This is a genomic window from Nonomuraea sp. NPDC050394 (assembly GCF_044459065.1).
Taxonomy (GTDB): Bacteria; Actinomycetota; Actinomycetes; order Streptosporangiales; family Streptosporangiaceae; genus Nonomuraea.
The window spans coordinates 1-11,371 of sequence record NZ_JBITIO010000038.1; the positions used below are offsets into that span (position 1 = coordinate 1).

Consider the following 11,371-nt stretch of genomic DNA (forward strand, 5'->3'; position numbering starts at 1 on the left):
GAAACTACGTTGCAGCCCATCCAAGGCCGGCCACCTGTGCAAGGCCATCGCCGTCCTGCAGAATCGCCGAGTTGCGCCAGCAACGTGAGGATGAATAGCGTTCACTGGTGAGGGTCAAGGAGGGTTTTCGATATGAAGTGCGGTTCTCACCAGATGGCCGCACCTACGCTCGTAGCTTCCTCCGTAACTCCCGGCCGGTCAGCAGGTCCGACGCCATCACGATCGCCAGAATTGACCCCAGCGACGTGGTGAGCGACCTGTCGGCCATCCGCTGCCACGATGGGCGTCACCCAACCGTCGTAGCCGAATGACCAACGGGTGCCTGAGCGAGACCTCTCGCCGGATGGCACGTCGTCGTCGAGGTGGCGCCAACGTTCTCAGGCGGACTGGCGGCGGATCTCGGCGGCTGCTGTTCTAGGACATCTGCCGGGAACTCGGAGACCGGCACGGCGAAGGCCGCGCGTTGAACAACGTCGGCACCGCGCTGCAGGAGGTACGGCTGCGCTTGGACGAAGCGATCAACGCCCACCAGCAGGCCGCGATGACTTTCGAGGCCTTCGCTGACGACTACAACCGGGACATCGCCCTGGTCAACCTGGCCGCCGATCGCCGCCTACGTGATGAGTGAGCGGGGCTGCCCGCAAGCTTCAGGTGACAGAGCCCTGCCCTGCCGCGCGGAGTTCTTGGAGGTCGGGGATGTGGTTGTACAGCGTCCCGACGCTCACCCCCAGCAGTTTGGCGATCGAGGTGACCGACCGTCCCGGGTCGGGCAGCAGATCCCGGGCCGCCTTGAGCAGCTCGGCGTCGACGACGGTGGGGCGGCCGCCGACGCGGCCGCGTGCTCGTGCGGCGGCCAGGCCCTCGTGGGTGCCGGCGATGATGAGTTCGCGGATGAACTCGGCGAGGGCGGCGAAGACGTGGAAGACGAGGCGGCCGCCGGGGGTGGTGGTGTCGAGGTTCTCGTGCAGGGAGGTGAAGCCGATCTCGCGGCGGCGCAGCTCGCCGACCATGGTGATGAGGTCGTGCAGGCTACGGCCGTAGCGGGCGAGCTCCGGGACGACGAGCGTGTCGCCCGGAGTGAGGAAGGCGTGGCAGGCCACGAGCTCGGGCCGCTCGGCGTTCTTGCCGGACTTCTTGTCGGCGAAGACCCTGCGGCAGCCGGCCGCAGTGAGGGCGTCGAGTTGGCGATCGAGGCTCTGGCCGCGTGTCGATTCCCGTAGTCCTCTGCGCCGATTCCCGAAGTCGTCTTCACTGGTTGGTTCGCTCATCCGGGGGTGCCGAGAGCCCGAGCATGGCCCGGACGATTGCGGCGACCTCGGGGAGGTCGTTCAGGCTCGGGCTGAGGATCGTGATCGTGCGGGCCAGGTCGGGCACACTGCCGGGCGTGGTCAGGGTGCTGATGACGTGGTGGATCTTCTGTTTCCAGGCTTGGGCGGGTGAGGCGATGCTGATCGGGCCGAGCACTGTGAATTTGGCACGTACGAGCGGGTCGGACGCAAGGATCCGGGTCCATTCCTGGACTGCGGGGTGGTCAGGGATGAGTGCCGTGGCGGCGAGGTATTTCGCCGAGGCGTCGATCAGCGCCAGTAGGTCGTTGCGGATACCGTGCAGGAGGTCGATGGGGGCCTGTCTGATCTTTTCCAGATCGACCTCGAGGTCTCTGCGACGGGGTGCGTAGCTGGGGACACTGTGTGCTCCATTAGCGTCCATGTCACGCTCAATCGAGGCTCTGACCGATTCCCAGTCGCTGTGGGGCAAGGCTCCGGGATCGACCAGTTGGAAGAACGTGTGCAGGGCGTCCCAGTAGGCATCTCGCCCGACGGCCTCCACACCGAGCGCCTGGGCGACCAGCAGGGTCGGCAAGGCCTCTTCGACGGCGGCGGTATCAATGCGCCCGGCAAAGAGTGAGATGCCCAGGACCCGTCCCCGACGCCCGCCGACGCGCGAGATGGCCTCAGTGACGACCGAGTAAGCCGCGTCGAGTACGGCGTCTGGGTCTCCTCCGGCGGGAACCCGGTCAGTGATCAGGGTGGCGCCGGTGCGCTGGCGCCGGACGTACCACTCCAGTGCCGCCCGTACTCCTTGCTCGGGGAGTGGCACGTGCGGGCTGTTCACGAAGACCTGGAGTGCGGCCTTGAAGGCACTACGGCCCGTGCGCTGGTGCAGGGCGAGTGCTTCGGCGATCGCGAGGGCGTCGGGGTGCGGCGCAGACGTCGACCCCGAGGGGCGCCCCGGCCATGATCGCTGGTTGCGTGGCAGTAGACCCTGCGCTCGCCACCGTTCCAACTGGGAGACGCTGACCGCGACTCCACGTTCACCGAGGTCCTCGATGAGGGCGCGGTCGCCTGCGCCTACCTGGCCTCTGGGCATGAGGAAGAGTTTAGAACCCCGCGAGCTGGCCTCACTGATCGCGAGGGACGTCTCGATCTACTGGAGGGGCTCGGGAGATCGATGACTCCTACAGGAACGATGGAGGTCCGAACCATGAGGAACGACGAAACCCGATCGACGCCTCGGCTGCCCCTCCCCCTGGTGATCGGCGTGTGCTGGCTGGGCGGGCTCTCGGCGGTCCTGCTGCTCATCTTCCGCGTTCAGATGCGCTCAGCTGCAGCCGGTGAGCGGGGAGTGATGGCCCAGACGAAGCGAGGCCCGCAGCGGTGCCATGATCTCCTTCGACACCTGTGGAGGGCGGCCCTCGGTCTGGCCACGCTCATCGGGGCGCTGGCCGCCGTCACAGCGCTATTTCGGTGACCGGCATTCCCTGGGCCGTTCACGGACCAGGCCACCGACGAGATCCACCGCCGGCCCACGACGTTATCCAGGACCAATTCGGCCTTCCGCAGGCCTGGCCGCTATGCCTATCCAGCACAACGGCCCGATCATTCTCGATTTCGGGAGGGCCTGTCACTGCCCTTGGGTGATCTCTTGGTCGGCTGGAGCGAGGTATCGGTGTAGCGAGGTCATGGGGATGCCGGTCTTGGCTGCGATCATCCCAAGAGAGTCCCCTTGGACTTTGAGGAGCCGGGCGTATTCGATCTTCTCTGCGGGGTGCGCGACGGGGCGTCCGACGTGCCGGTCGTTCGCTTCCGCCACGGCGCGGGCGTGGGCGTGGGCGGCGCGTTCGGCGGTGAAGGTGCGTTCCATCTCGGCAAACAGCGCCAAGAGGAGGAAGGCGATCCGTGCCATGCCCTCGTCGGCGGTGTTGATCGGTAGCGGGTCAGCCAGCGACCGCACACCCACACCGCGTTCGGACAGGTCGTGGACGAGGTTGAGGACTTCGCGGAGGTTGCGGCCGATCCGGTCGAGGGTGTGCACCACGATGGTGTCGCCTGGCCGGGCGTAGGCCAGAAGTCGGTTCAGGCCGTCGCGGTCGACGGTGGTCCCGGTCTTCTTGTCGACATAGATCTGCGTCGACGGGATGCCAGCCGTGGCCAATGCGTCGAGCTGCCGCTCCAAAGACTGTTTTGTAGTGGAAACGCGCGCATAGCCCAGTTCCAGCCCGCCTTGCTGATGCCCACTATCGTTCGCCACCTCAGAATCGTACCGGAATTCATCTCCGTACTGCTGTTATGGAACGAGAGAAGTGGAACGACTTCTGGAACGGTGGGTGTCTGCTGCCATCCGATTTTTGAGGTCGGGTCTCGAGGTTGTGCGGGTCGTTCCACTTCCTTGGAAGTGGAACAGCCGGCGTTGTCCAAGACGCCCGCTATCGGAGTGCAGTTGAGCACGAACAGCGCATTCTGCACGTAGAGTTCCAGCTAGACACGTTGCCAGTCATCGACTACACGTAATCTTGACGAAGTACACGTATGGCACGTATCTTTGGTCCATCGAGGCGCGCACGAGCGCTCTGCCCGAGGCCGAGGGGGCCATCATGATCGAGACCACGCAGCAGCCGGACCAGCCGACACATCCGCTGGAGATCGTCAACGTCAATGAAGTCGACGATGCGGGCGGCGTTCACTTCGAGACGCAGATGACGGGCCGTTACCTCGTTGATCTTCACCGCCGCGGACTGCTCACGCTCACGGGCAACATCCGGCCGGCGCATATGCAGGGCAAGCTGGTCGGCAAGACCAAGACCAAGGTCAACAAGTGGACCAGCGAATTGCTGAACAACGACGCCATTATCGGGAACATCTCGATTCGCCTCGACCCCACCAAGTCGGAGTACGAGACCTGGTATGACGACGAGGGCGGCCACACCAATCTGACCATCACCGAGGGGACGCTGGACTGCGCGGTCGACTCGCTCTCGCGCATCAAGGCGATCCTGCAGGCGGCCGACAATCCGCTGGGCAGCTTCAACCTCGACACCCGCTTCCAGGTGCGGATCTGGCTGGTCGATGACGACACCGCCAAGAAGGTCGCAACGATCTACAACACCCGCGGGGACAAGGTAAACGACTCGACCGCGAAGTACGCCTACTCCGAGACTAAGGAGCAGGAGATCGCCCGGCGCCTGGTCAACGGCAGCGAGCACCTCGGGCAGGACAACATCGAGGTCCTGTCCAATTCGGTGTCCGCAAGCTCGCACAAGCTCACCGCCTACAACACCATCAGTCGCGCGCTCGAGACCTCCTGGAAGGGCGGGCCGGTGACGGCCGCCGACGTCGAGGCTCAGTCGAGCTGGCTGATCAGCGCGTGGAACTCGCTGGTGAAGGTCCGCCCTGAGTACGGAAAGCTGTCGACCCCGGCCCGGCAGGCGCAACGGCAGGTGAACATCGCCTCCACCGCCGTAGTGATCTACGGGCTGATCGGTGCCATGTCGACCATGTACGCCGAGCACATCGACCCCGAGGTGGCTTTCAAGATGCTTACTGCCGACGGCGACAAGGGCGATGTGTTCGCCTGGGACAACCCGATCTGGTCGCGGGCTGGCGTCGTTGCACCGACCGGTTCCGACTCTGGCACCTTGACCACTCGGAACAGCTTCCCTGCCCGTCGTTCGGCCACCCGTGTCCTCCAAGAGCTGATGGAACTCGGGAGCGACCCCACCGACTGACTAGCAGAACGCACGCGCGAGGTCCCGCTTCCTACGTGAAGGCGGGGCCTCGCGCGTGCTTTCGCAAGACGAACGTCCCAACCGTGTGTCCGTTTGAGGATCTCCTAACGGACGCCTCCGGAGGGGCGAAACGGCCCGGCTCGGGATCGGGAAGGAACGAGGCGGGGATGCCCTGGCCGATCATGAAGTCGCGTTCCCGGTCGTAGGCCTCCCTCGTCCGGGAGAAACGGGTGAGGATGCCGAAGATCCGGCGTGCGGCGGCCTCGTCGATGCGCGCGGTGTCGAACCATTCCTCCACCTCGTGCTGGGCTTGGGCCCACGACTGATGCATGGCCTCCCGCCCTGCCGTGCGCGCCCGTTCCGCCGCGCCGGGCCGGTCGCCCTCGTAGACAGGCTGGTGCGGCTGGACGGTCAGCAGTGGGCCGAGACGGCCGCGCGCGGCGATCTTCCCGGTCCGGATGAGGTCCAGCGCGGTCGCGGCGGCTTCCAGCAGCGCTTCCTGGCGCGCGGTGTCGAAGGTCTCGTACGGGCGCCATACCGTGATGCCGGCCCGAGGTGGCCAGCCGGCGGTGGCCCAGATCTGTTCAAGGGCGGCGGCCGCATGCCGGCGGACTTGTGAGGTGGACAGGCTGACCTCGTCCAGCAAGGTGCGCAGCGACCGGAGCCAGACGCCGACGTGCACGGATCGGCGGGGCAGACTGACCGTGCCGGAAGTCAGGCCCTGGAAGGTGAGCCTGTCCATGACCAGGATGTGCTCGGGCGCCGCGCGGTCCGGCGCAGGCTGGTCCAGCGCCTCGGCGAGCCAGCATGCCTGCTCGGTTTCGAGGCGGCGCCCGTGCGTGGGACAGCTGAGCATGAGCGGGATCCTGGCGGTCAACGGGATCCCGCGGCCGGGCTCGGCGGCGCAGACAGGGCAGACTCGTCGTACGGTCCGAGGGGTGTGATGGGGCAGGGGGAACCAGGGCCGCCATCGCTGGACGACGTTGCTGCCGGCCTCGCCCGGCCACAGCAGGACGGAGTCCTGCCGGACGTAGGTAGGGAAGGTTTCCGCGCCGTGGTCCGGGTCGAGGGTGTCGGCCAGCCAGGGCACCCACCCGCCGATCGTCATCCGGCGTAGTCGGCCGACCGGCGTGCCGGTCCGCTCGGCGAGCGCATGCAGGATCGCTGGCGACGGATCCCAGTCCAGATCATCGGCTGCCGAGCCGTCCAGCAGGGCCGAGGCCGGGCCGAGGTTGTGCCGCAGCAGCTGCGGCACCGACAGGTCGTAGGTGCTCGCCAGGCGGCCGAGCCAGGAGGTCAGCGCCTCGCCGGGATGGGGTGGCGGGTGCACCGGCCAGCGGCGGACGCGTTCACCTGGCCTCATGTGAGTTCGCGTTCGAACAGGCGGCGCCGCTCGGTCGGCCCCACGTAGGTCGCCATGAGCAGGGTGCGCTGGTTGATGGCCTCCTCGCCGGACTCGATCGCCGCGACGGCGGCCTCGGTGAGCAGCGCGGCCATTTCCCCGATGGTGCCTTCGCTGCGAGTCAGCAGGTATTCGGTCATCTCCGGGGTGGCCAAGTGGGAGGGGCGGCGCAACGGGAAGGCGGCGGCGAAGCTGGCCAGCAGGGCGCTCGCCTCCCTGTCGGGCTGCCAGCGCGGCAACGTGAACGGGGCGAAGCGGTTCTCCAGCTGGTCATCAGAGCGGATCGCCAGGTAGGCCTCCCGGGTGCCGACGCCGACCAGTGGGATCTTCAGCTCGTTGCCGAGGAAGCGCAGCAGGTTGAGGAACTCACGGCGCGTATCGCCGCGCCCGGCCAGGACGTTGTGAAGTTCGTCGATCACCAGCATCCGCACGCCGGCCTGCCGCAGCAGCCGCACCGCGAGCTGCTCCAGCTCGGCCAGCCGCTGGCGGGGCCGCAGCGGCGCGCCGAGCGCGGTCAGCAGCGCGGTGTAGAAGCGGGCCACCTGCGGGTCGGACGGCATCTGCACGACCAGCACCGGGATCTCCTCGGCGTCCGAATGGGAGATCGGCGGGTGCGAGCGCCGGAACTTCTCCACGATCATCGACTTGCCGTTGTTGGTCGGCCCGATCACCAGCAGGTTCGGCATCCGCTGCTTCGCAGGCCAGGTCAGCAGCTTCTGCAGCCGAGCCAGCGCCTGCGTGGCGCGGGTGTAGCCGATCCACCGATCCGCCCGTACCCGGGCCAGCCGCTCGGCGGCGGGCAGCCGTGCCACCGGCCGGGCAGTCTCATGCAGATGAGACAGCTCCTCTTCCGGCCCAATCTCCAGCTCGATGTCCGGCTTGCTGCTCACCACTGCTCGATCACCTCGAACGGGCACACCGGCTCCCCCTCTGGAAGATCCTGCGCCGCGGCCGGCGGTACTGGCGCAGGTGGGATCCGGGGCGTGGCGGGAGTCGCGGAGCGGCGCTCGCCCTCCCGGCGGGCCCGGCGGGTCTTGGCCGCCGCGTCCTTCGTGATCTGCCGCATCTGCTCGACCATCGCGAACAGCGCCGTCTCATTCACCTGATCCCGCCCCAGCTCCCGAAGCCGAGCAACTGCCGCGCGCTGCTCCCACAGACTGATCGGCGGCCGGGACATCGTCCGGTACGACACGGGCAGATAGGAGTCCCCGTCCGGATCGAGCGCCCAGACGCGGGAGATGTCGCGCGGGTCGCGCCGCAGCACGATCTTCTCCAACTGCCTGCGCCGGGCGATCCACGGCTTAAGGGCGTCGCAGTAGTACTGAACGTGATCGAGCGTGAAACCCGTGCGGGTCAGCGTGCGCCGCTCCACCGGCAAGAAGTCGACCAGGAACGCCGTCTCGCTCGACACCGTCGCGGGACGGCCGCCCTCGGCGACGCCCTGCTCCCACCGCCCGGCCGGCGTCTGCTTCAGCGTGCCGTGCACCTGACCGTGGTAGAACGCGACCGCCAGCACCAGCCACTTGTTCAGCTCCGCCAGCGTCAGCACCGCGCTGGCCTGGCTGTCGTACCCGCCGCGCTCGGCGGGGTTGGAGAACGTGGTGCCCGGCAGCTCGTGCACCATCTCCATCATCGTGCCGATGAGCCGCTCGATGATCCCGCCGAAGTGCGGCTGCCCCGGCGGCCGATAACTCTGCTTGATCCCGTGCTGCACGCAGCCCCGCTGCAACGCCTCACTTTTGAACTCCGCGGCGTTGTCGGTGAAAATCTCGCGCGGCTTACCGCTCATCGGCCAGGCCGCCTCGACCCCGAGCCGCTCCAGCCACGGACGCTTGTCGGTCGCCATATGTGCCAGGCACAATCCCACCGACAACGCCGACGGCGCCTCCAGCGTGACCACCAGACCTACCACGCAGCGGCTGGCCACATCGATCGCCACCGTCACGTACGGCCGGCCGATCGGCCGCCGATACCGCTCATCCACGATCTCCAGATCCACCACCGTGTGGTCAATCTGCACCTGCTCCAGCAGCCCCTCGACCACCGGCGGCTCTCCACCTGCCGACCGCAGCACCCGAGCGGCGTCCGTGCCCTGCCGGGCCGTGACCGAGGCCACCGGATCCAGCCGGCGGATCCGCCGCTCCAACGTCCCCCGCGACGGGACCGCCAACCCTCGGATCCGGCACTGCCGGACGACCTCCTTGTATACCGCGCTCACTGTCCGACGCTGTCTGGTCAGATACCGCGACCGGATCACCTCCAGCAGCAGCGCCTCGACCTCCTCCGGCAGCCGACCACGCCCTCGGCCACCACTGGACCGGCGCGGAAGCAGATCAGATGCGACCTGCGAACCCGCCCGCTACCGCTTCAGCAATTCATAGACCTGGCGGCGAGAGATGCCCAGCTGTGTGGCCGCCTCATCCGCTTCCGCGATGCGAACCTGCGGCTCCCGCGCCAGCCGGCCGATCACCTCCGCTCGGCTGGCGGCCATCGACCATTCCGCGGCCGAAGCCGTCAGCACACCCAGCTCCGCCACGTCGTCGACCATGCCGACCTCACCGTAGTGAACACGAGTCCAGACAAGGCCGACGGTAGTGCAGAGGACTACAGGAATCAGGAGTTTCCGAAGTCCACTGCAATCAGCCCTATAACCCCAGGACGTCAGCGAACATGACTACGGGAAACGACACAGCTACCAGCCGTTTCTGAGAATCCTGCAACCCCGCCCCGTGTATTCAGAGGACACCAGACATCCGTGCACACGGCTTCGGACTGACACCGCGCCCGCGAGTTCACCGGTGAGCAACGTCGCCAGCGTAGAAGGTGCCATCTAGAGGACGGCTACCCGATCGACGACAGATTGCCCTGGACAGCCTTCGTCAGGGGATGATCCAAACCCAGCACCCGCTCCGCGTCAGCCAGCGTCTGCTCGTACAGCGGGATGGCCCGGCCCAGATCCCCCGCCGATTCGTAGGCGCCAGCCAGGTTGTTGCGGGAGGTCAGGGTTGAGGGGTGGTCGGCGCCCAGCACCCGCTCCATGTCGGCCAGCGTCTGCTCGTACAGCGGGATGGCCCGGCCCAGATCCCCCGCCGATTGGTAAGCACTGGCGAGGTTGTTGCGGGAGGCCAGGGTGTCGGGGTGATCGGAAGTGAAGATACGGGCGTACGCAGTCAGAGCGCGCTGATGGTATCGAACCGAGAGGGTGAATGCTCCCTGGCTCATAAAGAACAGTCCGGTCTGGTTAAACAGATGGGCTGTGATATCGGAATCAGTCTCCGCCTGTGCATTTTGGGCCAGCGCGGCAATGTGTGGAACCAGCATCCGCCAGATCGGCCACTGCATCGGTGCGTGAACGGGGGGAATGGCGTCGTCAAGCAATTCGGTTGCCCTACGTAGGCCATTCGTGATGTCAGTGCCGGGGAACAGATCCGGGAAGCTGCGGACGACAGCTTGGACCAATGGGTGCACGATGACCGCCGCACCGTCGAGGGTGATCATGTTGTAGGCCGCCAGCTCGCCCAGCGCGTGCCGCACATCCGCGGTGTCGGTGTCCGGTGTGTCCAGCAGGGTGCGGGGCAAGGGTTCGGCGCCGTACCAGGCCAACACGCGCAGCAGCTGCCCGGCCGACGGGGTATCGGCCAGCCGGTCCAGGGTGAGCCGCCAGATGCGGGCGATGGTGCGTTCGATGTCGGAGCCGCGGGCCGCCCGGTCGTACACCACCGCGGGGTGCTTACGCAGCAACCCCAGATAGGCGCGGGGGGACAGTCGAGTCTGGTGCAGATACGCCGCGGCCTGCTCGACGGCCAGCGGCAGGTACCCCAGCTCACGAACCAGCTCAGCCGCACCATCAGCATTGGGCTGGCCGTCAGCGGAGATCCCGGCAGGCAGCTCGATCGCGTCCTGCTCGTCCAGGACGTCCAAGCGCAGCTCGTTGGCGCCCAGCCGGGGCCAGCCCTCAGCTAGTCGGCTGGTCACCAGCACTTGCCCGGCCGAGATCCGCTCCAGCAAGGGTCGTACGTCTTCGGGGCTAGCGACGTTATCCAGCACCAGCAGCCAGCCGGCGTGGGCGGCCAGCCAGGCGGTGGCCCGTTCGGCCAGCACTGGCAACGGCACCGCAGCCCTCAGCTCCGGCTGCAGCCCAGCCGCCAGCTCGGCCAGGCCCGCCTCGATCGCCCCGGGCGTATCAGCGATGATCCACCACAGCGGGTTGTTTCCTGCCTGGGCGCGCGCGGCGGCATAGCGGGCGGCCAGAGTGGACTTGCCTATGCCACCCAGTCCATGGACCACCACCGCTCTTGCACCCGCCAGCGCCTGATCCAGAGCGGCTAGCTCACGGTCGCTGCTCACAAACACCTGCGCATGAGCGGGCACGTTTACAAGATGAGGCGGGGCAACCACCTGGTCGACCGGCCGCAACGCCGCCGCCTGCAGTATCGCCTGATGGACGGTCTGATTGCGGCCTGCCTGATAGACGCGGCCCTGTCCTGAGGCTGTGGCCATTTGCTTGATGACAGGACTTGCCGTCGACGGGCCCATTTCCTCCTGCTCACTCATCGAAGTCTTCACCTCGCCGCATACGCAGGAATTCATGCAAGACCTTCTCACTTCGGATCTCGATGCCCTTGTATGTCCCCACAACAGGGGGAGATCTCCATCGGGCGGGGGCGAGTGAGGAGAGGATCCCGGTAGGGGGCAGGTGAGCGGCCGGTGGTTTTGCTTGTCGTCGTAGGCCCGCTTCCAGGCGCCCAGGGGTCCCAACACCACGTCGGGATCGCCGCGGTCATCGAGTTCCACCTTGCGGCGTAAGGCCCGCAGCAGCGGCTCGACCTGCTCACTCCAGTCCGGCAGTCGCTTGCGGCGCCCGCCGACCAGTGAACGCTTTTCATCCTCACGTTGCTGGCGCAACTCGGCGATTCTGCAGGACGGCGATGGCCTTGCACAGGTGGCCGGCCTTGGATGGGCTG

Annotated in this window: 8 protein-coding genes and 1 pseudogene; 2 read left to right on the forward strand and 7 right to left on the reverse strand. The window is 67.0% G+C overall.

Going from position 1 to position 11,371, the window contains the following annotated elements; translation table 11 throughout:
- The first annotated feature begins 463 nt into the window (after positions 1-463).
- Entirely contained in the window at positions 464-628 is a 165-nt protein-coding gene (locus ACIBKY_RS55205) for a hypothetical protein (protein ID WP_397110727.1), read from the forward strand.
- Between the two features lie 19 nt (positions 629-647).
- Here ACIBKY_RS55205 and ACIBKY_RS55210 read toward each other — a convergent pair whose 3' ends face one another.
- The 3 genes from ACIBKY_RS55210 to ACIBKY_RS55220 all read right to left on the reverse strand — a co-directional run bounded on the left by ACIBKY_RS55210 (position 648) and on the right by ACIBKY_RS55220 (position 3,531).
- A complete protein-coding gene (locus tag ACIBKY_RS55210; RefSeq protein ID WP_397110728.1) occupies positions 648-1,268 on the reverse strand; it encodes a recombinase family protein in 621 nt (206 codons plus the stop codon).
- Positions 1,249-2,370, reverse strand: a complete 1,122-nt coding sequence (locus ACIBKY_RS55215; protein ID WP_397110730.1) for a hypothetical protein — start codon at positions 2,368-2,370, stop codon at positions 1,249-1,251. The genes ACIBKY_RS55210 and ACIBKY_RS55215 overlap by 20 nt, the downstream gene beginning before the upstream one ends.
- 534 nt (positions 2,371-2,904) lie before the next feature.
- Positions 2,905-3,531 (reverse strand): recombinase family protein, encoded by a 627-nt coding sequence (locus ACIBKY_RS55220; RefSeq protein WP_397110732.1) that lies wholly within the window; start codon positions 3,529-3,531, stop codon positions 2,905-2,907.
- Between the two features lie 343 nt (positions 3,532-3,874).
- Between ACIBKY_RS55220 and ACIBKY_RS55225 the strand changes: the two genes are divergently transcribed.
- Positions 3,875-5,005: a hypothetical protein gene (locus ACIBKY_RS55225; RefSeq protein ID WP_397110733.1), complete on the forward strand. Its 1,131-nt coding sequence runs from the start codon at positions 3,875-3,877 to the stop codon at positions 5,003-5,005.
- Between the two features lie 31 nt (positions 5,006-5,036).
- Here the strand turns inward: ACIBKY_RS55225 and ACIBKY_RS55230 are convergent, their stop codons facing one another.
- From ACIBKY_RS55230 to ACIBKY_RS55245, 4 genes and pseudogenes are all read right to left on the reverse strand, one after another.
- Positions 5,037-6,368 carry a TniQ family protein gene (locus ACIBKY_RS55230; protein WP_397110735.1) on the reverse strand — a complete coding sequence of 444 codons (1,332 nt, stop codon included), beginning with the start codon at positions 6,366-6,368 and terminating at the stop codon, positions 5,037-5,039.
- Complete coding sequence (locus ACIBKY_RS55235; RefSeq protein ID WP_397110738.1) at positions 6,365-7,273, reverse strand: TniB family NTP-binding protein; 909 nt, start codon at positions 7,271-7,273, stop codon at positions 6,365-6,367. The genes ACIBKY_RS55230 and ACIBKY_RS55235 overlap by 4 nt, the downstream gene beginning before the upstream one ends.
- 20 nt (positions 7,274-7,293) lie before the next feature.
- Positions 7,294-8,955, reverse strand: a pseudogene (locus ACIBKY_RS55240) (Mu transposase C-terminal domain-containing protein).
- Between the two features lie 293 nt (positions 8,956-9,248).
- Positions 9,249-11,312 (reverse strand): tetratricopeptide repeat protein, encoded by a 2,064-nt coding sequence (locus ACIBKY_RS55245; protein ID WP_397110737.1) that lies wholly within the window; start codon positions 11,310-11,312, stop codon positions 9,249-9,251.
- Positions 11,313-11,371: the final 59 nt, after the last annotated feature.

Excerpts from the sequence above, each read along its gene's own strand:
- ACIBKY_RS55230 (WP_397110735.1), bottom strand. The coding sequence starts at position 6,368 with ATGAGGCCAGGTGAACGCGTCCGCCGCTGGCCGGTGCACCCGCCACCC.
- ACIBKY_RS55225 (WP_397110733.1), top strand. The coding sequence starts at position 3,875 with ATGATCGAGACCACGCAGCAGCCGGACCAGCCGACACATCCGCTGGAG.
- ACIBKY_RS55215 (WP_397110730.1), bottom strand. The coding sequence starts at position 2,370 with ATGCCCAGAGGCCAGGTAGGCGCAGGCGACCGCGCCCTCATCGAGGAC.
- ACIBKY_RS55210 (WP_397110728.1), bottom strand. The coding sequence starts at position 1,268 with ATGAGCGAACCAACCAGTGAAGACGACTTCGGGAATCGGCGCAGAGGA.